Raw genomic sequence first — 21,578 nt, forward strand, 5'->3', positions numbered from 1 at the left:
TTCCGCATGCCGTACGAGGCGTCAGTCGCCGATCAGGGCGTCGACGAAGGCGCCCGGCTCGAAGGGCGCCAGGTCGTCCGGGCCCTCGCCGAGGCCGACCAGCTTGACCGGGACGCCCAGCTCGCGCTGGACGGCGACGACGATGCCGCCCTTGGCGGTGCCGTCGAGCTTGGTCAGCACGATGCCGGTGATGTCCACGACCTCGGCGAAGACGCGGGCCTGGATCAGGCCGTTCTGGCCGGTGGTGGCGTCGAGGACGAGGAGGATCTCGTCGAGCGGGCCGTGCTTCTCGACGACGCGCTTGACCTTGCCGAGCTCGTCCATGAGGCCGGTCTTGGTGTGCAGCCGGCCGGCGGTGTCGATGAGGACGACGTCGGCGTTCTCGGCGATGCCCTCCTTGACCGCGTCGAAGGCGATCGACGCCGGGTCGCCGCCCTCGGGGCCGCGGACCGTGCGGGCGCCGACGCGCTCGCCCCAGGTCTGGAGCTGGTCGGCGGCGGCGGCGCGGAAGGTGTCGGCGGCGCCGAGGACGACGGACTTGCCGTCGGCGACGAGGACACGGGCCAGCTTGCCGGTGGTGGTGGTCTTGCCGGTGCCGTTGACGCCGACGACCATGACCACGCCCGGGGTGTCCTCGGGGCTCTCGGTCTTCACCGAGCGGTCGAAGTCTCCGAGGAGGGCGACGAGCTCCTCGCGGAGCAGGCCGCGCAGCTCGTCGGGGGTGCGGGTGCCGAGCACCTTGACGCGCTCGCGCAGCCGGTCGACGAGCTCCTGGGTGGGGGCGACGCCGACGTCGGCCGTGAGGAGGGTCTCCTCGATCTCCTCCCAGGTGTCCTCGTCGAGGTGCTCGCGGGACAGGAGCGTGAGCAGCCCCTTGCCGAGCGAGTTCTGGGAGCGGGCGAGCCGGGCCCGGAGCCGTACGAGACGGCCGGCGGTCGGCTCGGGTACCTCGATCTCGGGAGCGACGGGCTCCTCGACGAGCGGCTCCTCGACCGCGGCCGGGGCCTCGGGGGCCTCGGCGGTGGGGAGCTCGACCTCCTCGACGGTGCGGCGCGGTTCCTCCCGCGGCGTCTCCGCCTCCTCGCCGACGTGCGGCTCTGCGGGCGGAGCGGTGATGGTCGGCGTGGTGGACGGCGGCTCGGCCGGCGGCAGCTGCTTCTTCTTGCGACCGCTGATCACGAGCCCGCTCGTCACGGCGACCGCGACGACCAGAGCGATGACTACAGCAAGGATGAGTTCCATAACCTCTCCAGTATGGCGTGATCCCGCCGGGTGCCCCTTGTGCCGGGCCGGGGCCGTTCCGGGCGCGTCCCGGGCGTGACGGAGCCGTTCCCATCTGACGATCCGTCAGCTACCGTCCCTCCCGCCGGTGCCGTCCGCCACGGAGGGGTCCCCATGCCGTTCACCGTCGTCCGGTTCAACCTCGTCGATCCGCACGCCGACCCCGTCTCCCTGTCGGCCCGCTACCGCGCGGCCGTCGAGATGGCCGCGTACGCCGACGGGCACGGCGTCGACACCGTGCAGACCGAGGAGCACCACGGCGTCGAGAACAACTGGCTCCCCTCCCCCTTCGCCTTCGCCGGCGCGGTCTTCGGCGCGACCCGCAGGATCGCGGTCACCGTCTCGGCGATCATCGGCCCGCTGCACGATCCGCTGCGCCTGGCCGAGGACATCGCGGTCCTGGACCTGCTGAGCGGGGGCCGGCTCGTGACGGTGGCCGGGATCGGGTACCGGCCGGAGGAGTACGAGGAGCGCGGGGTCGACTGGGGGCGGCGCGGCAAGCTCCAGGACCTGCTCCTGGAGACCCTGCTCACGGCCTGGACCGGGGAGCCGTTCACGTATCAGGGCCGTACGGTACGGGTCACCCCGCGGCCCTTCACCCGGCCGCATCCGCTGCTGCTCGTCGGGGGTTCCTCGCGGGCGGCGGCGCGGCGGGCGGCCCGGCTCGGGCTGCCGTTCTTCCCGAGCGCGCACCTGCCGGAGCTCGAGACGTACTACCGGGAGAGGTGCGCGGAGTACGGCACGGAGGGCTGGACGATGATGCCGGCCGAGGAGACCCCGCTGCTGCACCTGTCGGAGGACCCGGACCGGACCTGGGCGGAGCACGGCGAGCACTTCCTGCACGAGGCGCGGACGTACGCCTCCTGGCAGTCGAAGGACATCCGCTCGGCGGTGAAGTCGACGGCGACGACGGTGGAGGAGCTGCGGGCGGAGGGGGTGTACCGGGTGGTCACCCCGGAGGAGTGCCTGGCGCTCGGTCTGGAGAGCCTGGTGCTGCATCCGCTGTGCGGCGGGATGCCGGTCGAGGAGGGGTGGCGGAGCCTGCGGCTGTTCTGCGGGGACGTACTGCCGCGGCTCGCGGCGTGAGGAACGGCGCACTGCCCCGGCTCAGCGCGTGGGCCGGGGCAGTCGTCGTGAGGAGAGGGGCAGCGGGGTTTAGCCCATCTCCTCCAACGCCTTGCCCTTCGTCTCCTTGACGTACCGCAGTACGAAGGGGATCGAGAGCACGGCGAAGACCGTGTAGATGACGTAGGTGCCGGAGAGGTTCCAGTCCGCGAGGGACGGGAAGCTGGCGGTGATGGCCCAGTTGGCGATCCACTGGGCGGAGGCGGCGACGCCGAGGGCCGCGGCGCGGATCCGGTTGGGGAACATCTCGCCGAGGAAGACCCAGACCACCACGCCCCACGAGAGGGCGAAGAAGAGGACGAAGACGTGGGCGGCGACGAGGGCCACGACGCCCTGGGTCTGGGGCAGCTTGCCGTCGACGAGGTCGGCGGAGAAGGCCCAGGCCTCGAAGCCGAGGGCGATCGCCATGCCGACGGAGCCGACGAGGGCGAGCGGCTTGCGGCCGACGCGGTCGACCAGGACCATCGCGATCACGGTGCCGATGATGTTGATGATCGACGTGGTGAACGAGTAGAAGAACGAGCCGGACGGGTCGATGCCGACGGACTGCCAGAGGGTCGCGGAGTAGTAGAAGGCGACGTTGATGCCGACGAGCTGCTGGAAGACCGAGAGTCCGATGCCGACCCAGACGATGGGCAGCAGCTTGAACCTGCTTCCGGCGACGAGCAGGTCCCTGAAGGTGGACTTGTGCTCGCTGCGCATGGCCGCGTCGATCTCGGCGACGCGGTGGTCGAGGTCGACGCCGTGGCCCTCGACCTCGGCGAGGACCTCCTTGGCCCGGTCGGTCTTCCCGACGGAGATGAGGAAGCGCGGGGACTCGGGGATCGCGAGGGACAGCATGCCGTAGAGGATCGCGGGGACGACCATCACGCCGAGCATCCACTGCCAGGCCTCCAGGCCGCCGATCTCGCCGCGCTGGTCGCCGTCGGCGAGCTGGAGGATGCCGTAGTTGACGAGCTGGGAGATGGCGATGCCGATGACGATCGCGGCCTGCTGGAAGGAGCCGAGGCGGCCGCGGTAGGCGGCGGGGGCGACCTCGGCGATGTACGCGGGGCCGATGACGGAGGCCATGCCGATGGCGAAGCCGCCGATGATCCGCCAGAGGGCGAGGTCCCAGAGGGCGAAGGGCAGCGCGGAGCCGACGGCGCTGACGGCGAAGAGGACCGCGGAGATCTGCATGCAGCGGATGCGGCCGATGCGGTCGGCGATGCGTCCTGCGGTGGCGGCGCCGATGGCGCAGCCGATCAGGGCGATGGCGATGACCTGCGCGAGGGTGCCGGAGCCGATGTCGTAGCGGTCGCGGATCGCCTCGACGGCGCCGTTGATGACGGAGCTGTCGTAGCCGAAGAGGAAGCCGCCCATGGCGGCGGAGGCGGTGATGAAGATGACGTGGCCGAGGTGGTCCGGGTGAGCCGCCCGGCCTTCGGAAGGCGGCGGCGTGGGCGCCTGCGCGGTGCTGGTCACATGGACTCCTCGGTGGGGCGGGCGAGCCCTTCCAGTGGCGCACAACTTCACGCCGCCCACCACGTGAAGGTAAAAGCAACGTTGCAGAGACTATGCCTTCAAGTTTCGAAGTCAATAGCCGATGTCATGTGACTTTATGAGCACAGCGATGGCGCTTGAGTTCAGAACTTGAACGAATGTCTCTCAGCGGAGGCGCTGGCTGATCACCTTCGAGACGCCGTCGCCCTGCATGGACACGCCGTACAGCGCGTCCGCGACCTCCATCGTCCGCTTCTGGTGCGTGATCACGATCAGCTGCGAGGACTCCTGGAGCTCCCGCATGATCGCGATCAGCCGCTGGAGGTTGGTGTCGTCGAGCGCCGCCTCGACCTCGTCCATCACGTAGAACGGGCTGGGCCTGGCCTTGAAGATCGAGACGAGCAGCGCCACGGCGGTGAGGGAGCGCTCGCCGCCGGAGAGCAGCGAGAGCCGCTTGACCTTCTTGCCCGGCGGGCGGGCCTCCACCTCGACGCCGGTGGTGAGCATGTTGTCCGGGTCGGTGAGGACGAGCCGGCCCTCGCCGCCCGGGAAGAGCCGCGAGAAGACGCCCTCGAACTCGCGGGCGGTGTCCCGGTAGGCCTCGGCGAAGACCTGCTCGACGCGCAGGTCGACCTCCTTCACGACCTGAAGCAGGTCGGTACGGGTCTTCTTCAGGTCCTCCAACTGCTCCGAGAGGAACTTGTGCCGCTCCTCCAGGGCCGCGAACTCCTCCAGGGCCAGCGGATTGACCTTGCCGAGCTGGTGGTACGCCCGCTCGGCGGCCTTCAGCCGCTTCTCCTGCTCCGAACGGACGAACGGGCGCGGCCGGGCCTCGGCCGCCTCCTCCGGGTCGCCCTCGGCGGTCGGCGACGGGGGCACGGGCTGGTCGGGGCCGTACTCGGCGACGAGGTCGCCCGACTCCACGCCGAACTCCTCGAGGGCCTTCGCCTCCAACTGCTCGATCCGCAGCCGCTTCTCGGCGCCGAGCACCTCGCCCCGGTGGACGGAGTCGGTCAGCTTGTCGAGCTCCGCCTTGAGGTCCCGGGCCCGGGCCCGGGCGGCCGTCAGGCCCTGCTCCCGCTCGGCCCGCGCCGCCTCGGCCGCCACCCGCTCGCGCTCGGCGCGCAGCAGGGACACCTCGACGTGGGCGAGGAGGCCGCGGGCGCCCGCGGCGACGGCGCCGGCGACCCGCTCCTCGTGGCGCAGCCGGGCCCGGCGCTGCTCGGCACGCGCGCGTGCCTCCCGTTCGGCGCGGGCCGCCCGGTCGAGCGAGTCGGCCCGTCCGGCGAGCCCCTTGACCCGCTCCTCGTGGGTACGGACCTGGAGCCGCGCCTCCATCTCGGTCTGGCGCGCCCGGGTGCCCTCGCTCGCGAGCCGGTCGCGGGTGGCGGTGTCGGGCTCGTCCTCGGTCGGCGTCTCCTCGGCCACGAGGAGCCGTTCGGCCAGCTCCTCGGCTTCGGCGGTGGCCTTCTCCAGGGCTTCCTGGGCGCGGGCGGCGGCCGCAGCCGTGCGCTCGGCCTCCCCCGCCGCCCCCCTGGCCTGCCCGGCGAGCCGTCCGAGTCGCTGGGCCACGTCGGAGCGCTCGCGCTCGCCGGCGCGGCGCCGGGCGTCGAGCTCCTCGACGAGCGCGGCGGCGTGGCGCCGCCGCTCGGCGGCCTCCTCCTGGGCGGCCGTCAGTTCCTCGCACCGTACGGCCAGTTCGCCGAGTTCGGCGGCGGCCTCGGCGACGGAGGCCTGGACTTCGAGGAGGCTGGGCGCGCCGGCGGAGCCGCCGTGCGCGAAGTGCGCCCCGAGCAGGTCCCCTTCGGCGGTGACGGCGGTCAGCTCGGGCCGGGACCTGAGCAGTTCGACGGCCTCGTCGAGGTCCCCGACGACGACGATTCCGGCGAGCAGGCGGCGGACGGCGCCGAGGAGTCCGGCGGGTCCGCGGACGAGGTCGGCGGCGTACGGGTGTCGCTCGGCCGCCGCCGCGGGTTCGGGCTCGGGGGCTCCGGCCAGGATCAGGGAGGCGCGGCCCGCGTCCTGCTTGCGGAGCAGGCGCAGGGCCTCGGCGGCGGCGGAGGGCCCGTCGGCGGCGAGTGCGTCGGCGGCCGTGCCGAGGGCGGCGGCGACGGGGATCTCGTACCCCGGGGTGACGGTGAGGAGTTCGGCCGCCGGGCCGAGGATTCCGGCGAGGTCCGCGGAGAGCAGCGTGCCGGTGCCGTCCTTGCGGCGCAGTCCGAGGGCGAGGGTGTCGTGCCGGGCGCGGGTGGCGGCGCGGCGGCGTTCGGTGGTGGCGGCGGCTTCGCGGGCGGCGGTCAGCGCGGCCTCGGCGTCGGCGAGTTCGCGGCGGGCGGCCTCGTACCGCTCGCCGTGCTCGGTGTCCTCCGCGTCGAGGCCGTCGACCTCGGCCTTGAGCTGCTCGTACTCCTCCTGGGCCGCGGCCGCGCGCTCGGCGGCCTCGTCGCGGGCGGTGGCGAGCCGGTCGATCTCGGCCTGGGCGGAGGCGGCGCGCGAGCGGGCGGCGTTGACCTGGCCGTGCAGCCGGGCGAGGCCTTCGCGCCGGTCGGCGATGGCGCGGGCCAGGTCCTTGAGGCGGCGCTCCTCGTCGGCGAGCGTCCGTTCCAGGTCGGCGCGGTGGGCGACGCTGTCCTCCAGGGCGCGTTCGGCGACCTCCAGGGCGGCTTCGAGTTCCGCCTCCTGTTCGCGGACGCGGGTCGCCTCGCGCTCCAGGTCCTCCGGGTCGCGGCCGCGGCGTTCCTCGGCGGGGGCGGTGGTGGCGCTCTTCACGCGCGCGTCGGCGAGGGAGACGGTGCCGCGGACGCGTTCGGCGAACTGGGAGAGGTCGTACCAGTTCTGCTGCGCGCGCTCCAGGCGGGGCACCAGGGTGCGGGCCTCCGCCTCCAGGTCGGCCTCCTTCGCGAGGGCGGCGCGCAGTTCGGTCTCGGTGGCCTCCTTGCGGGCGAGGAGGGCGGCTTCGTCGGCGACCTCGGCGGTCAGCGCCTCCTGGAGGCGGACGAGGTCGTCGGCGAGGATGCGGAGGCGGGCGTCGCGCAGGTCGGCCTGGATGACGACGGCGCGGCGGGCGACGGCGGCCTGCCGGCCGAGCGGCTTGAGCCGGCGGCGGAGTTCGTCGGTGAGGTCCTGCACGCGCGCGAGGTTGGCCTGCATCGCGTCCAGCTTCCGCAACGCCTTCTCTTTGCGTTTGCGGTGCTTGAGGACGCCGGCGGCCTCCTCGATGAAGGCGCGGCGGCCCATCGGGTCGGCGTGCAGCACGGAGTCGAGCTGGCCCTGTCCGACGATGACGTGCATCTCGCGTCCGATGCCGGAGTCGGAGAGCAGGTCCTGGAAGTCGAGCAGCCGGCAGGTGTCGCCGTTGATCTGGTACTCGCTGCTGCCGCCGCGGAACATGATCCGGGTGAGGGTGACCTCGGCGTAGTCGATGGGCAGGGCGCCGTCGGAGTTGTCGATGGTCAGCGAGACCTCGGCTCGGCCGAGCGGAGGGCGCCCGGTCGTGCCGGCGAAGATGACGTCCTCCATCTTGCCGCCGCGCAGCGACTTGGCGCCCTGCTCGCCCATGACCCAGGAGAGCGCGTCCACGACATTGGACTTGCCCGATCCGTTGGGGCCCACGACACAGGTGATTCCGGGTTCGAACCGCAGTGTGGTCGCGGAGGCGAACGACTTGAATCCGCGGAGCGTCAGGGCCTTGAGGTGCACTCCGGGGACTCTACCGGGGCCCGTGCGTTTCACCCGCGATGACGTGGGGCAGATCCTCGGATGAGGAGGGGTGGGACGCGGGGGAAACAACGGGTGAAAGAGAGAAGGGACGCCGGAGCGCCCCTTGCAGGTCCAGCCGTCGTGCACATGCGTCGTTCGGCACGATCGGCTGTGGTGGGTGTTCGGCTGCGCCGACGAGAATGCTTTCCACCTGGCCCCTGGGGGCTGGGTTGTCAGGTGAGCGCAGGCTCTGCCTGGGGTACGTCGAGGTCGATGCTGTTCAGCAGCGACTCTCCCTGGTGCTGAGCGGCGGCAGCGGCGAGCGTGTCGTTCTCGGACTGGATCCGTACCAGCTCGGATTCGAGGTCCTGGACACGCTGCTGAAGCCGTCGCATCTCGGCGAGGAGTCGCGGGTCGGAGCCGCCGACGTAACCGAGAAGCGCCTTTGCCATGATGGATGGTCCTCCACAATGAGTGACCGACCGAAGCGGTGTGGGTCGTGAGGGATTCGCACCCGCGGTGCTCGGCAGTACTGCTTGTCGTGCCGGTTCCACTGCCAAACAGCTAAGGTGCGCGGGGCTTCCAGAGTCTCACCAAAAAGTTTGACGGTCAACACGATCACGCCCCGTTTGAAGGGCTACCGAGGAGTCCACGGCCGCTCAGCGGGCGGCTGGGCCTTCGAACTCGGAGCATCGGGGGCGTCGCGATCATCCTTACCGGGCAGCCTTGCACGCCCGGCGCCAGATGGCAACCATCAGGTGCTTCGCTGGTCACACCCCTGTTACCGCGCGTCCGCCCGGAGCCGCTCTCGGTCACCGGGCGGGGTGTCGGAGCGTGATCGTCAGCGGATGGCGAAGCCGTCGTAACCGCCGCGCGGCGTGTCCCAGATCTCAGTGACACCGTCCACACGTCCGGGTGTGTCGTCCGACTGGAGCCAGTCGAGCAGACGGTGGCAATTCTCACGCGGCCCCTCGGCCACCACCTGCACCCGGCCGTCGTCGAGGTTCAGGGCGAAGCCCACCAGGCCGCCGATCTCCAAGGCGTTTGCCCTGGTGAACCAGCGGAAGCCCACTCCCTGTACCCGGCCGCGCACCCAGGCGGTCATCCGTACGTCGTCACTCATGGCTGCACGCTAACGGGCGGGTTGCCGGATGAGCACATCGCCCCCGCTTCTCATCGCGTACAGTCCGGACCGAACAGGCCTCACCCGTTCGGGCGCGCGCCGTTCGACTGTCACCCGGAACGATACCGACAGCAAAGATCAGCAAAGACCAGCAAGAGGAAGGCAGAGCAGATGGGACGCCACCGTCGCTCCGGCGCCACGCCCGCCGCAGAAGATTACGCGGCCGGTTCGGGCCGCCCGCGCCGGGGTACCGGCCGGCGGCGGCCCGTGCGCACCGGCCTGCTCGGCGCCTCGGCCGCGGTCGCGGTCGGCGCCGTCGCCGTCGCCTCGGGTCTGCTTCCCGGCGGGGACACGTTCACCGTCGGCAACGCCGGTACGAGCGAGCGCCAGGTCCAGACCCGGCAGGCCCCGGAGCTGACGACGCAGGGCGGCGCCACCCAGACCCCCGCCGGGGAGTCGGGCGGCCCCGTGACGGGCGGCGGAAAGATCCACGTCTCCCCGTCGGCGAAGCCGAGCGCGAAGGCCACCCCGAAGCCGAAGCCGAAGACGACGCCGAAGACGACGCCGAAGCCCACCCCGACGAAGTCCAAGGAGCCCACCGCCGAGCCGGTGGCGCCCAAGGTCACCGCCGCGCCCACGACGAAGGCCCCCGCGCCGAGGCCGGCCCCGACGACCGCGGCGCCGACCGAGAAGACCACGGTCACCTCCACCGCGGACCGCAGCGAGGCCGCCGAGGCCGAGGTGATCCGCCTGGTGAATTCCGAGCGCGCGAAGGTGGGCTGCACCCCGGTCCACGCGGACGCGAAGCTCGCGGCGCTGGCCGGCGCGTTCAGCGCGGACATGGCGACCCGCGGCTTCTTCGACCACACCGACCCGGACGGCGACACCCCGTGGGTCCGCGCCGCGCAGGCGGGCATCTCGGCCATGGGCGGCGAGAACATAGCCCGCGGCCAGGTGGACGCGGCCGCGGTGATGGCGTCCTGGATGAACAGCGACGGCCACCGCGCCAACATCCTGAACTGCGACTTCACCACCCTGGGCGTGGGCGTCGCCTTCGGCGACGGCGGCCCGTGGTGGACCCAGGACTTCGGCTACTGAGCCGGGAGCCCCATATGCGGAAGGGCCCCGTCACCTGAAGGTGACGGGGCCCTTCCGCATATGGGCGCGGGGAGCGTCAGGCGGCGGCCTTGCCGGCCGCGAAGGTGCGGGCGGTCGCGGCGACGCGGCGGCCGAGGTGCTCGGCGGTCGCGATGTCGGCCTTGTGGACGCCGTCCGGGCCGAGGTCGTTGTGGGTCTGGGCGCCGGCGCCGGCGAAGAAGCCGAGGCGGTTGAGGTCGTTCTCGGAGGCCTCGCTGGTGTTCCAGCCGGGCTTCAGGCCGAGGTTGACCCAGGTCATGCCGTGCTGGCCGGCAAGGGTCTGGAAGAACTGCAGGGTGTGCAGCTTGTCGCCGCTCTTGGAGCCGGAGTTGGTGAAGCCGGCGGCGAGCTTGTCCAGCCAGGCGTCGGTGAACCAGCGCTTCGAGGTGGCCTCGGCGAACTGGTGGAAGGCGCCGGAGGCGGTGCCCATGTAGGTCGGGGAGCCGAAGACGATCGCGTCGGAGGCGTCGAGCAGCTCCCACTCGGCGTCGGTGATCTCGTCGACCTTGATCAGGTGGACGGTGGCGCCCGCGTCGGCGGCGCCGTCACGGACGGCCTCGGCCAGGACCGCGGTGTGGCCGAAGCCGGAGTGGTAGGCGATGGAGACGACGGGGGTGGTCACAGAGGACTCCTCGAAAAGGCGTACGGGGTGATGACCAGAAGTAGAGCACTAACTTTTGGATAGCGCAAGCCACCAGTAAGCGCACCCATGGCGGTAAGCGCTGCGTCCGAGTACGGTGGAGGGCATGACTGACGACCTCGCCTACGACGTGTTCGCGCGCGCCTGCCCCTCGCGCGGCACGCTGGAGCACGTGACGGGCCGCTGGGGCAGCCTGACCCTGGGCGCCCTGCACGAAGGGACGTTCCGCTTCAACGAGTTGCGGCGACGGGTCGACGGCGTGAGCGAGAAGATGCTGTCGCAGACCCTGCACGCACTGGAGCGCGACGGCCTCGTCCACCGCGAGGCCCAGCCCACGAACCCGCCGCGGGTCGACTACCGGCTCACCCCGCTCGGCCGCGAGGTCGCGGAGCGGCTGATCGGTCTGATCGAACTGGTGGAGGGGCGGATGGACCAGGTCATGACCGCCCGCGAGAGCTACGACGCGGAGCGCGCCGGGACCGTCACGGCCTGACGGCTCAGCCGGTGGCGCGCGGCGGGCGCTGGCAGCGCGGGCAGAAGTAGCTGGACCGGTTCATCCAGGCGCGCCGCCGCATCGGCGTGCCGCAGCGGCGGCAGGGCTCGTCCTCGCGTCCGTACGCGTCGAGGGAGCGGTCGAAGTAGCCGGACTCGCCGTTGACGTTCACGTACAGGCTGTCGAAGCTGGTGCCGCCGGCGTCGAGCGCCGCGTTCATCACGTCCCTGACGTGCCCGAGGAGCTCGGCCGAGCGCGGCCGGGTCAGGGTGGCGGTCGGCCGGTCGTAGTGCAGCTTCGACCGCCAGAGCGCCTCGTCGGCGTAGATGTTCCCGACGCCGCTGATCAGCGACTGGTCGAGCAGCGCCCGCTTGATCGTCGTACGGCGCAGTCGCAGCGCGCCCTGGAAGGCGGCGTCGTCGAACGCCGGGTCCAGCGGGTCGCGGGCGATGTGCGCGATGACGTCCGGGAGCCCGTCGGGGGTCTGGTCGTGGAGCGAGAGCCCGCCGAAGGTGCGCTGGTCGACGAAGCGCAGCTCGCTGCCCGTGTCGTCGGCGAAGCGGACCCGGATGCGCAGGTGCTTCTCGTCCGGGGCGTCCACGGGCTGCACCAGCAGCTGACCGCTCATGCCGAGGTGTCCCAGGACGGCGGTGCCGGTCTCCGCGAGCGGCAGCCAGAGGTACTTCCCGCGCCGCCGCGCCCCCTCGAAGCGCTGCCCCTTCAGCCGGGCCGCGAAGTCCTCGCCGCCCGCCGGGTGGCGCCGTACGGCCCGGGGGTGCAGCACCTCGACCTCGGCCACGGTCCGTCCGGCGACCCAGCGCTCCAGACCGCGTCGTACGACCTCGACCTCGGGCAGCTCGGGCACGGGGTTCCTCCGGAGGGGGTACGGGTGGTGATCCCAGGGCGTTTCCGGCCCCGGTCCACCGGGCAGGCCCAGCCAGCCTACCGCCCGGGAGGGCCCGTCCCGCTCCCCCGGAAACGACTCCGCCCGCCCCTGGCGGGGGCGGGCGGGAAGACTGCACTGAAGGAAAGCCGGAGCCGCGGGATCACGGTCGGACGGTGGCCGCGGGCCCCGTCCTCACCGCACCGCGTCGCGGTCAGACGGTGGCCGGGGTGGCCCCGTCCTGCCCGCCGGCGTCGGCCGCGGCCTTCGCCGCCGCCGCGCGCTCGTCCGCGGCCGCGCGGATCGCGCGCCACGCGGACTCCGCCGCCTGCTGTTCCGCTTCCTTCTTGCTGCGGCCGGTGCCGGTGCCGTACGAGACACCACCGACGCGGGCGGCAGCAGTGAAGGTCTTCTCGTGGTCCGGACCCTCTTCGGAGACGAGGTACTCCGGGACGCCAAGACCCTCGGCCGCGGTGAGCTCCTGGAGGCTGGTCTTCCAGTCCAGGCCGGCACCGAGGTTCGAGGACTTCTCGATCAGCGGGTCGAAGAGCCGGTGCACCAGCTCGGACGCCGCGTCGAGGCCCTGGTCGAGATAGACCGCGCCGATCACCGCTTCAAGGGTGTCGGCGAGGATGGACGCCTTGTCCCGGCCGCCCGTGCCCTCTTCGCCCCGGCCGAGCCGGATGAAGGAGCCGAGTTCGAGTCCGCGACCGACCTCCGCCAGCGCACGCGAGTTGACCACCGCGGCCCGCAGTTTGGCCAGCTGGCCTTCCGGCAGATCGGGGTGGGTGCGGTACAGCGTGTCCGTGACCACCAGGCCGAGCACGGAGTCCCCGAGGAACTCCAGACGCTCGTTGGTGGGCAGACCGCCGTTCTCGTACGCGTACGAACGGTGGGTCAGCGCACGCACCAGAAGGGCGGACTCGAGCTGATACCCGAGCCGCCCTTCCAGAAGCGTGTGGGACGAGGCTGCGCTGATGTTCTCAGACATCGTGCCTCTCACCAGCCACTCAGACCGAGAGGACCTGGCGCTTGTTGTAGGTGCCGCAGCTCGGGCACGCGATGTGCTGCAGCTTCGGCTCCTGGCAACGCTCACACGAAACCAGGGTGGGGACCGCAGCCTTCCACTGCGACCGGCGGTGGCGCGTGTTGCTGCGCGACATCTTCCGCTTCGGAACAGCCACGGCTACTTCTCCTGCTTCTCGGCGGCGCTTCGGACGTCCCCGTCAGAGGCTTTGCCGCTCATGTTGTCCTTCTCATCGGTTCCCAGCGAACCGGCGAGTCCCTGCAGTGCCGCCCAACGGATGTCGACGGCGTCATGGTGGTGGTCGGGGTTCTCGTTCAGGTTGGCTCCGCAGTCGGAGCACAGACCCGCACAGTCCTCCCGGCACACCGGCTGCATCGGCAGTGCGAGCACCACCGCATCACGCAGCAAGGGTTCGAGGTCGAACATGCCGTCCTCGAGGGGGATCATGTCCTCGTCGTCCTCGGCTTCGTCGTCCGCGGCCGCCTTGGAGCGGCCCCGGTCGTCGGAGTCGGGGTACGAGAACATCTCCTGGAAGTCCACGTCGAGATCGAGCTCGACGGGCTCCAGACACCTTACGCACTCCCCCTCGGCCGATGCACGGGCGGTGCCTGTGACGAGCACCCCTTCCATGACCGACTCAAGACGGAGATCGATGTCCACCGGGGAGCCCTGGGGCACTCCGATGACTCCTTCGACGCCGAGCTCCGCAGGAGCCTCGACCGAACGCGAGAGCCGCTGGAGGGCACCAGGACGCCGCCCCAGCTCGTGTGTGTCGAACACGAGGGGGTTGCGGTGGTCGAGGCGCGTACTCAGGGCTCTTCCTGCTTTCGGATCGTTCTGCGGCGTAGAGGAGGCTGCCAGACGTGGGCAGCAAGGATCGCGGACATAGCGCGACCGAAGAGCCAGGATACTGGACGCTTCGCTCAGGGCCCAATCCGGGCCCCGTGCCCCTTACTGCCCCTGTTCGTACCGGCGCAGCTGCTCCAGGTCGATCATGCTCGTGTCGAAGAAGCTGGTCTCGTCGAGCGCGGCGGCCTGCTGCGGCTGGGCGTACTGCTGCTGTTCGTAGCCGCCGTACTGCCCCTGGTACGCGTAGGGGTCCTGCTGCGGGTAACCGTAGGCGTCCTGCTGCTGGTAGCCGTAGGCGGGGTCCTGCTGGGGCTGCTGCGGGTAGCCGTACGGGTCGGGCTGCTGCGCGGGGATCTGCGGGGCCTGTACGGGTTCGGGGGTGGCCAGCTCCGCGAGCCCGGCCAGGTAGTCGGCGTCGCTGGTGTGGGCCGCGCCGCCGAGGCCGTCCTGCGCGGCCATGTGCTCGCCGAGGTCGTCGGTGGCGATCCGGCCGTGCAGCTTCTGCCGGCCCCGCCCGACGGCCTCCAGGGTCTTGCTGAGGACGGCCTCGAAGGCGCCCAGCTTGGCGTCCACGTACTCGTCGGCGCGCCGGATGAGGGTCTGCGGGTCGGCGCTGTACTCGGGGGCGTCCGCGTCGGCGTAGCCGTCCTGGTCGAGGCCCGGGCCGCGGCCGAGGAGCTTCTCGCGGCCGCGGTCGACGGAGCCGATGGTCTTGTTGAGGACGACCTCGAAGTTGGCGAGCTTGGAGTCGACGTAGTCGTCGGCCTCGGCCCGTACCTCCTCGGCCTCGCGGCGGGCCTCGGAGAGGATCCGGTCGGCCTCCTCCTGCGACTCGCGGGCGACCTGGGTGTCGGAGACGATCGAGCCGCGCTCGGCGTGGGCGGCCTCGATGATCCGCTCGGCCTCCTGGCGTGCCCGCTCGACCATCTGCTCGCGGCCCCCGATGAGCTCCTGGGCCTGGGCGAGGGAGCCGGGCAGGGCCTCCCGCACCTCTTCGAGCAGGGCGAGCAGCTCGGCGCGGTTGACCACGCAGGATGCCGACATGGGCATGGAACGGGCGCCCTGCACGGTCGCGACGATCTCGTCGAGCTTCTTCTGCACGTCCACCTGGTGCTCGCCACTCTCTACAGCTGGATGGAGACGGACGGGACGACTGTACGGGCAGTCGGTGCCCGTCCGACACCAGGTGACGGAGCGTCAGCAGCGGTGGCCGCGCGTCACTTCTGCGCGAGCCGCTCGGTGAGCTTCGGCAGGACCGTCGGCGGGACGAGGTGGGAGACGTCGCCGCCCCAGGCGGCCACTTCCTTCACCAAAGAGGAGGAGAGGAAGCTGTACGTCGGGTTGGTGGGGACGAACAGGGTCTCGACGCCCGAGAGGCCGATGTTCATCTGGGCCATCTGCAGCTCGTAGTCGAAGTCGCTGACGGCGCGCAGTCCCTTGACGATCGCGGGGATGTCGCGCTGCTTGCAGAAGTCGACGAGGAGGCCGTGGAAGGACTCCACCTCGACGTTGCCGAAGTCGGCGGTGACTTCGCGGATGAGCTCTATCCGCTCGTCGACCGTGAAGAGGCCCTTCTTCGACTGGTTGATCATCACGGCCACGTGTACGACGTCGTACAGCTTGGAGGCGCGGGCGATGATGTCGAGATGTCCGTTGGTGATGGGGTCGAATGACCCCGGACAGACGGCGCGGCGCAACTTGGGTCCCTCGCTCTCCGGTCCGGTCATCGTGCGTCTTCGCACGTAGAGGCGGCGCGACCGTACCAAAACGTTCCCTCGCCGTAGCGACGGGACCGCAGGGGTTCGAAGCCCTCGGGCCAGCCGAATTCCCCGCCTCGGGTGCTGCGCTCCACCGTGACGAGGGCATCCTCGCTCAGCCAGCCCCCCGAGCGCAGTGTGAGGAGAATCTCGCGGAGATCGTCGTCGGAGACGGCGTAGGGCGGGTCGAGGAAGACCAGGTCGTACGGATCGGCCGGGGCCGGTCCCGTCACGATCTGCTCGGCCCTGCCGGTGCGGAGTTCGGCTCCGGGCAGGCCGATCGAGCGGACGTTGTCCCGGATCGTCTTCGCCGCGCGGGGGTCGGCCTCGACGAGGAGGGCGTGGGCGGCGCCCCGGGAGAGCGCCTCCAGGCCGACGGCTCCGGAGCCCGCGTACAGGTCGGCGACCCGGGCCCCGGCGAGGCCCTGGAACGACTCCCAGGTGGAGAAGAGGCCTTCCCGTGCCCGGTCGGAGGTGGGGCGGGTGCCGTTGCCGGGGGGCACGGCCAGGCGCCGTCCGCCGGCACTGCCGGCGATCACGCGGGTCATCGGTGTCCTCGTCCTGCGTCGTCGAATGCGTAGGTCCCAGGATATGGCCGCGTTCGGGCGCACAGCCCGTGTCCCGGTACGCGCCCCGCGACGCGCGGCGGGGCGCTCGGCCTCCGTCCCGGTGCTCGGCCCGCGCGCGGCCGGGTGCTCAGCCCTTCTCCAGGTACTCCTCCCGCTCCTCGCTGAGCAGGGCGTCGAGCGCGGTGCGCAGGCCCGGGTGGGCGGTGAGGTCGGGGTCGGCGAGGACGAGGGCGGTGGCCTCCTCGCGGGCGGCGGCGATGACCTCCTCGTCGTCGATGACGGTGAGCATCCGCAGGGAGGAGCGGACGCCGGACTGGGCCTGGCCGAGGACGTCGCCCTCGCGGCGCTGTTCGAGGTCGATGCGGGAGAGTTCGAAGCCGTCGAGGGTGGTGGCGACGGCGTTGAGCCGCTGGCGGGCGGGGCTCGCCTCGGGCATCTCGCTGACCAGGAGGCAGAGGCCGGGGGCGGAGCCGCGGCCGACGCGGCCGCGGAGCTGGTGGAGCTGGGAGACGCCGAAGCGGTCGGCGTCCATGATCACCATCGCGGTGGCGTTGGGCACGTTGACGCCGACCTCGATGACGGTGGTGGCGACGAGGACGTCGAGCTCGCCGGCGGCGAAGCGGCGCATGACGTCGTCCTTGTCGTCCGGGTGCATGCGGCCGTGCAGGACGGCGATCCGCAGGCCGGCGAGGGGGCCGGTGCGGAGCTTCTCGGCGACGTCGAGGACGGCGAGCGGCGGGCGCTTCTCGGCCTCGTCCTCGGGGGACGCCTTGGACTTCTTCTTCTGGTCCTCCTCGTCGCCGATGCGCGGGCAGACGACGTACGCCTGGTGCCCGTTCGCCACCTCCTCGCGGACCCGTTCCCACGCGCGCGTGAGGAAGTGCGGCTTGTCGGCGGCGGGGACGACGTGGCTGGCGATCGGCGAGCGGCCGGCGGGCAGCTGGTCGAGGACGGAGGTCTCCAGGTCGCCGAAGACGGTCATGGCGACCGTGCGCGGGATGGGCGTCGCCGTCATGACGAGGAGGTGCGGGGGCTGCTTGCCCTTGCCCCGGAGCGCGTCGCGCTGCTCGACGCCGAAGCGGTGCTGCTCGTCGACGACGACCAGGCCGAGGTCGTGGAACTGGACCTTGTCCTCGATCAGCGCGTGCGTGCCGATGACGATGCCGGCCTCGCCGGTGACCAGGTCGAGCAGGGCCTGGCGGCGGGCGGCGACGCCCATGGAGCCGGTGAGCAGCACGACCTTGGTGGCGCGGTCGGCGCCGCCGAGCATGCCTCCCTCGGCGAGCTCGCCCATCATCTCGGTGACGGAGCGGTGGTGCTGCTGGGCGAGGACCTCGGTGGGGGCGAGCATCGCGGCCTGCCCGCCGGAGTCGACGACGGTGAGCATGGCGCGCAGCGCGACCATCGTGTTGTGCGTCACGGTGAAGTGATCCGTCACGTAGGCGTGGTCGGCATGCGCGACGCTGATGCACTGCACGGCCTTCCGGCCGACGTACTCCACAGCACGGATGCCACGCCGGAAGGTGTTGTACTCGGGCCTCGGACGCATCCGCTCGGCCTTGCGGGTGAGCCGGAACGGGGGGTGCTCGTCGGGCAGAGCCACCGAGACATTGAAGGCGGTCTTCTCCGGCAGAACCCGCGCTCGCCCGCCGAGCGAGCGCACGAGCCACGCCACGTCCTCCGCGAGCAAGCGCGAAGCGGAGCAGAGCGACACACTCATGCCGTCCTGGTGCACGGTGCCGTCGGTGTCCAGGAGCCCTTGGAGAACCGCGAGACGGTCCTTGATCGTGGCGTTCTTGAACTGCTCGGGGATGAACTTGTCATGCGATGTGGCGCCCCACAGCTCCAGGTCGCGCAGCGCTTGGATCACAGGATTCCGCGCGCCGCCCGCACGCCGGACGAGCTGGATCGTGTAGTCGCAACGCGAGCCGACCACGGGGGTGAGCCTGCAGTCCGGCTCTACGGACATCGCGACGGCGTCATGGATCTCGGCGTCGGTCGTGGAGAGCCGTAGGTCGTGCCGGAACGAGCCGTCGCCCAGGAGCACACCGAGCAGATACGGATCGAGCGGCAGTGTGGACCCGTCTCCGAGGTCCACTGGCGCGGCGGCGGGGATGTACCACTTCGGAGAGCCGTTCGCCTTCACGAGGTCATGCCGGATCTCCCTTGTGGTCAGCACCTCGGGGGCCTGGCCTCGGTGCCACGCGCAACTCGTTCCCACGATCCACAAATGCTCGTCGTCGCACTCCACGGCGGTTCCGTCCGAGAGAAGGATCCGCCACACCTCGCGCTCCCCCTGCGGAAAGACTCCGTCGACGACCGCGGTCTCTCCCGTGGGCACGATCACTTCGTCCCCCACCCGCATGTCGCCCATCCGTCGGAATCCCCCAGGGGTCAACACGAGGGAGTCCAGAGGCTGCGCCTTACCCGATCCGACCTCGCCCTGGAGGAGGCGGTGCATGGGGTGTTCGGTGCCGAGGTCGTCGAAGATCTCCTTCGAGACCTTCGTCTGGCCGTCGGTGAGGGTGAAGGGCAGCTTGGCGTCGAAGGCGTCGAGGATGCCGTCGGGGGCCGGGCGACGGGCGACGGCGGGCAGTTGGGTGTCGGCGTGCCGGCGGCGGGCGAGGGCGACCTGGAGGACGAAGGCCTCGTCCCACTTGAGCCGCTCGCGCGCGTCGGCGATGTCCGCCTTGGTACGGGGGCGGTGGATCCTCCGCAGGGCGTCGGGGAGGTCGGTGAGGCCGCGGCCCTCGCGCAGGGCGGGCGGCAGCGGGTCGACGGCGTCGCCGGCGCTGGGCAGGACGGCGTCGACGGCCTTGGCGATCTTCCAGGACTCCAGTTTGGCGGCGGCCGGGTAGATCGGGATGAGGGCGCCGGCCCAGGTGACCGCGCTTTCGGCGGACTCGTCGCCGTCGCCGCGGAGGAGTTCGTACGCGGGGTGGGCGAGCTGGAGGCGCCGGTTGAAGAGCGAGACCTTGCCGGCGAACATCGCGCGGGTGCCGGGCAGCAGGTCCTTGTGCGGTTTGTGCACGCCCTTGCCGAAGAAGACCAGCTGCACCCGGCCACTGCCGTCGGTGATGGTCACTTCGAGGCGCTGGCCGCGTCCCTTGGGTCCGTTGAAGGTCAGCACGCGCGCGTCGGCGACCTGCGCGACCACCGTGACGTGCTCGTCGAGCGGCAGGTCGGAGAGGGTCGTCAGCTCCCCCCGCTCGGCGTACCGGCGGGGGTAGTGGTGGAGGAGGTCCCCGACCGTGTGCAGGTCGAGCGCCTCGGCCATGACCTTGGCGGTGGCGGGGCCGAGGGACTTCTTGAGTGGTTCGTCGAGCGCGGGCACGCCTTCCATTGAAGACCACGGGACCGACAGCCGGGCCGAGGCCCGTGGACGACCGCCGGGTCCGTGCCCTATTCCACCCCGATGAGCAGCGGCGGGGCCCCCGCGCCCGCGTGGTACGTGGTGGTGTCGACGGCCAGGTAGCCGCGCCGGACGTGCCGCTCCAGGTCGGGGGCGAGGTCGGGCGGGGTGTCGTCGGCGACGACGAGGGTGACGAGTTCGCCGCCGGCCGAGAGCATGCGGTCCAGGACGGTGCGGGCGGTCTCGGTGAGGTCCTTGCCGATGACGGCGACGTCGCCCTCGATGAGGCCGAGGACGTCGCCGGCCTGGCAGACGCCGGCGGAGGTGAAGGACCGGCGTTCGGCGACGGCGAGTTCGGCGTAGCGGGTGGCTCCGGCGGCGGCCGTCATGGCGACGACGTCCTCGTCGAAGCGCCGGTCGGGTTCGTGGACGGCGAGGGCGGCGATGCCCTGGACGGCGGCCCGGGTCGGGATGAGGGCGACGCGGATGCCCTCGGCCCTGGCGCGTTCGGCGGCGGCGGTCGCCGTCTGGCGCAGTTCGGTGTCGTTGGGCAGGAGGACGACCTCGCGGGCGTGCGCCCGCCGGATGGCCTCCAGGAGTTCGTCGCCGGCGGGCGGTTCGCCGGGCCTGCTGCGGACGGTGGTCGCGCCGGCCTCGGCGCAGAGTCCGGCGAGGCCCTCGCCGGGGACGACGGCGACGACCGCGCGCTGGGCGCGTTCCCCGCGTACGGTCGCGGCCGCGGCGTCGGCCGCGAAGTGGGTGATGCGGATGCGGTGGGGCCGGCCGGCCTCGACTCCGGCCTCGACGGCGGCGCCCGCGTCGTCGACGTGGACGTGGACGTTCCACAGTCCGTCGCCGCCGACGACGACGAGGGAGTCGCCGAGGGCGTCGAGCCGGGCCCGCAGCAGCTCCACGGCGGCGTCCTGGGCCTCCAGGAGGTAGATCACCTCGTAGGCGGGTCCGGCCTCGCCGTCGCAGGGCGGGGCGGCGGCCGGCACGGCCCGTACGTCCCCGAGGAGCCGTACCCCGCCCGGCGCGGTCTCCGCGGGCTCCGGCGTCCGGCCGCTCACGGTCTCGACGAGCGCGCCGAGGACGGCGAGCAGACCGCGTCCACCGGCGTCCACGACCCCGGCCCGGCCGAGCACGTCCAGTTGGCGCGGGGTCGCCTCCAGGGCGGTCCTGGCGCGCTCGTGGGCCCGTGCGGCCACCTCCACGAGGGTGCCGCCGCCCGCGCAGCCGTCCGCGGCCGCGGCGGCCACGGTGAGGACGGTGCCCTCCACGGGGTGGGCGACGGCCTGCCGGGCGGCGGTGGAGGCCTCGGCGAGGGCGCGGGCGAGGTGATCGCCGTCACGTCCTTCGGCGAGGACCGCGGCCATGCCGCGCAGGAGCTGGGCGAGGATCGTGCCGGAGTTGCCCCGGGCGCCGAGCAGGGCGCCGTGCGCCATGGCCCGTACGGTCTCGGCGGTGTCGGGCGCGGAGGCGGCGAAGACGGCCTCGACGGCCTGGTGGGCGGCCTCGGCCGTCAGGTAGAGGTTGGTGCCGGTGTCCCCGTCAGCGACCGGGTAGACGTTGATCGCGTCGATCTCCTCGCGCTCCCGTCCGAGGGCGTCGAGGGCCCGCGCGCACCAGGTGCGGACCGCTGCGGCGTCGAGCTCGACGAGCTCCTCGTCGGGCTGAAGGGCTCGCGACAACGGGGGGTCCTCCTTCGGCGGTGAGCTCACCGCAGGGTAGACCGGGGGTGACCCGCTCGTGACCGGGGCCCGGGGCGAGGTCCGCGGAGACCATGGTAGTTTCGTTCCACGGAAGCAGGCGTTGTATGCTGCTTCGGTTGCCCGGTTCAAACCGGGCCGTTCCCCGGCAAGCCACTTCAGACTCCTGATTCCGGTGCGCCGGATTTCACTGTAATTCTGAAGTCTTTGGAGTGACCCGTGGCTGCCAACTGCGACGTCTGCGGCAAGGGGCCGGGCTTCGGCAACAACATTTCGCACTCGCACCGCCGTACGTCCCGTCGCTGGAACCCGAACATCCAGCGCGTGCGTGCCGTGGTCGGTCGGACGCCGAAGCGGCTCAACGTCTGCACCTCGTGCATCAAGGCCGGCAAGGTCTCGCGCTAATCGCGACGTTCTGTCGTAGCGCAGCCCCTGCGGTTGCCTTGAAAGGC

General features: G+C 71.8%; 19 protein-coding genes. 4 read left to right on the forward strand and 15 right to left on the reverse strand.

What is annotated here, in order from left to right:
- Nucleotides 1-21: 21 nt before the first annotated feature.
- Nucleotides 22-1,242: a signal recognition particle-docking protein FtsY gene (gene ftsY, locus GGE06_RS18210; protein ID WP_116158633.1), complete on the reverse strand. Its 1,221-nt coding sequence runs from the start codon at nucleotides 1,240-1,242 to the stop codon at nucleotides 22-24.
- A 153-nt stretch (nucleotides 1,243-1,395) separates the two neighbouring features.
- Between ftsY and GGE06_RS18215 the strand changes: the two genes are divergently transcribed.
- On the forward strand, nucleotides 1,396-2,367 hold the full coding sequence (locus tag GGE06_RS18215) for an LLM class flavin-dependent oxidoreductase (protein WP_184931278.1): 972 nt from the start codon (nucleotides 1,396-1,398) through the stop codon (nucleotides 2,365-2,367).
- Nucleotides 2,368-2,436: 69 nt separating this feature from the next.
- Here the strand turns inward: GGE06_RS18215 and GGE06_RS18220 are convergent, their stop codons facing one another.
- The 4 genes from GGE06_RS18220 to GGE06_RS18235 all read right to left on the reverse strand — a co-directional run bounded on the left by GGE06_RS18220 (nucleotide 2,437) and on the right by GGE06_RS18235 (nucleotide 8,710).
- Nucleotides 2,437-3,870: a sugar porter family MFS transporter gene (locus tag GGE06_RS18220; protein WP_116158635.1), complete on the reverse strand. Its 1,434-nt coding sequence runs from the start codon at nucleotides 3,868-3,870 to the stop codon at nucleotides 2,437-2,439.
- A gap of 183 nt (nucleotides 3,871-4,053) precedes the next feature.
- On the reverse strand, nucleotides 4,054-7,587 hold the full coding sequence (gene smc, locus GGE06_RS18225; protein ID WP_184931279.1) for a chromosome segregation protein SMC: 3,534 nt from the start codon (nucleotides 7,585-7,587) through the stop codon (nucleotides 4,054-4,056).
- A 233-nt stretch (nucleotides 7,588-7,820) separates the two neighbouring features.
- Nucleotides 7,821-8,039, reverse strand: coding sequence for a hypothetical protein (locus tag GGE06_RS18230; RefSeq protein WP_030690660.1), 219 nt, complete (start codon nucleotides 8,037-8,039; stop codon nucleotides 7,821-7,823).
- A 389-nt stretch (nucleotides 8,040-8,428) separates the two neighbouring features.
- Nucleotides 8,429-8,710 (reverse strand): acylphosphatase, encoded by a 282-nt coding sequence (locus GGE06_RS18235; RefSeq protein ID WP_116158637.1) that lies wholly within the window; start codon nucleotides 8,708-8,710, stop codon nucleotides 8,429-8,431.
- Nucleotides 8,711-8,881: 171 nt separating this feature from the next.
- Between GGE06_RS18235 and GGE06_RS18240 the strand changes: the two genes are divergently transcribed.
- Nucleotides 8,882-9,808, forward strand: coding sequence for a CAP domain-containing protein (locus tag GGE06_RS18240; protein WP_184931280.1), 927 nt, complete (start codon nucleotides 8,882-8,884; stop codon nucleotides 9,806-9,808).
- A 76-nt stretch (nucleotides 9,809-9,884) separates the two neighbouring features.
- Here the strand turns inward: GGE06_RS18240 and GGE06_RS18245 are convergent, their stop codons facing one another.
- Complete coding sequence (locus GGE06_RS18245) at nucleotides 9,885-10,469, reverse strand: flavodoxin family protein (RefSeq protein ID WP_116158639.1); 585 nt, start codon at nucleotides 10,467-10,469, stop codon at nucleotides 9,885-9,887.
- 124 nt (nucleotides 10,470-10,593) lie between these two features.
- On the opposite strand from GGE06_RS18245, the gene GGE06_RS18250 reads away from it, so the two are divergent.
- Nucleotides 10,594-10,980 (forward strand): winged helix-turn-helix transcriptional regulator, encoded by a 387-nt coding sequence (locus tag GGE06_RS18250; protein ID WP_116158640.1) that lies wholly within the window; start codon nucleotides 10,594-10,596, stop codon nucleotides 10,978-10,980.
- 4 nt (nucleotides 10,981-10,984) lie between these two features.
- Here the strand turns inward: GGE06_RS18250 and mutM are convergent, their stop codons facing one another.
- The 9 genes from mutM to GGE06_RS18295 all read right to left on the reverse strand — a co-directional run bounded on the left by mutM (nucleotide 10,985) and on the right by GGE06_RS18295 (nucleotide 21,108).
- On the reverse strand, nucleotides 10,985-11,845 hold the full coding sequence (gene mutM, locus GGE06_RS18255; protein ID WP_184931281.1) for a bifunctional DNA-formamidopyrimidine glycosylase/DNA-(apurinic or apyrimidinic site) lyase: 861 nt from the start codon (nucleotides 11,843-11,845) through the stop codon (nucleotides 10,985-10,987).
- Between the two features lie 232 nt (nucleotides 11,846-12,077).
- Entirely contained in the window at nucleotides 12,078-12,854 is a 777-nt protein-coding gene (gene rnc, locus GGE06_RS18260; RefSeq protein ID WP_116158642.1) for a ribonuclease III, read from the reverse strand.
- A 19-nt stretch (nucleotides 12,855-12,873) separates the two neighbouring features.
- Nucleotides 12,874-13,047 carry a 50S ribosomal protein L32 gene (gene rpmF, locus GGE06_RS18265; protein ID WP_015036448.1) on the reverse strand — a complete coding sequence of 58 codons (174 nt, stop codon included), beginning with the start codon at nucleotides 13,045-13,047 and terminating at the stop codon, nucleotides 12,874-12,876.
- A gap of 2 nt (nucleotides 13,048-13,049) precedes the next feature.
- Complete coding sequence (locus tag GGE06_RS18270; protein ID WP_181924848.1) at nucleotides 13,050-13,703, reverse strand: YceD family protein; 654 nt, start codon at nucleotides 13,701-13,703, stop codon at nucleotides 13,050-13,052.
- Nucleotides 13,704-13,841: 138 nt separating this feature from the next.
- The gene (locus GGE06_RS18275; protein WP_116158644.1) at nucleotides 13,842-14,846 is read right to left on the reverse strand and encodes a F0F1 ATP synthase subunit B; all 1,005 of its coding nucleotides are present in this window, start codon (nucleotides 14,844-14,846) and stop codon (nucleotides 13,842-13,844) included.
- Nucleotides 14,847-14,956: 110 nt separating this feature from the next.
- On the reverse strand, nucleotides 14,957-15,436 hold the full coding sequence (coaD, locus tag GGE06_RS18280; protein ID WP_181924849.1) for a pantetheine-phosphate adenylyltransferase: 480 nt from the start codon (nucleotides 15,434-15,436) through the stop codon (nucleotides 14,957-14,959).
- A gap of 26 nt (nucleotides 15,437-15,462) precedes the next feature.
- Nucleotides 15,463-16,044, reverse strand: a complete 582-nt coding sequence (gene rsmD, locus GGE06_RS18285; protein WP_116158646.1) for a 16S rRNA (guanine(966)-N(2))-methyltransferase RsmD — start codon at nucleotides 16,042-16,044, stop codon at nucleotides 15,463-15,465.
- A gap of 148 nt (nucleotides 16,045-16,192) precedes the next feature.
- The gene (locus GGE06_RS18290; RefSeq protein WP_184931282.1) at nucleotides 16,193-19,408 is read right to left on the reverse strand and encodes a helicase-related protein; all 3,216 of its coding nucleotides are present in this window, start codon (nucleotides 19,406-19,408) and stop codon (nucleotides 16,193-16,195) included.
- Between the two features lie 59 nt (nucleotides 19,409-19,467).
- Nucleotides 19,468-21,108, reverse strand: coding sequence for a fatty acid kinase ATP-binding subunit FakA (locus GGE06_RS18295; protein WP_184931283.1), 1,641 nt, complete (start codon nucleotides 21,106-21,108; stop codon nucleotides 19,468-19,470).
- Nucleotides 21,109-21,345: 237 nt separating this feature from the next.
- Here GGE06_RS18295 and rpmB point away from each other — a divergent pair, with 237 nt between their 5' ends.
- Complete coding sequence (gene rpmB, locus GGE06_RS18300) at nucleotides 21,346-21,531, forward strand: 50S ribosomal protein L28 (protein ID WP_003957616.1); 186 nt, start codon at nucleotides 21,346-21,348, stop codon at nucleotides 21,529-21,531.
- Nucleotides 21,532-21,578: the final 47 nt, after the last annotated feature.

The organism is Streptomyces nymphaeiformis, assembly GCF_014203895.1.
GTDB classification, from domain to species: domain Bacteria; phylum Actinomycetota; class Actinomycetes; order Streptomycetales; family Streptomycetaceae; genus Streptomyces; species Streptomyces nymphaeiformis.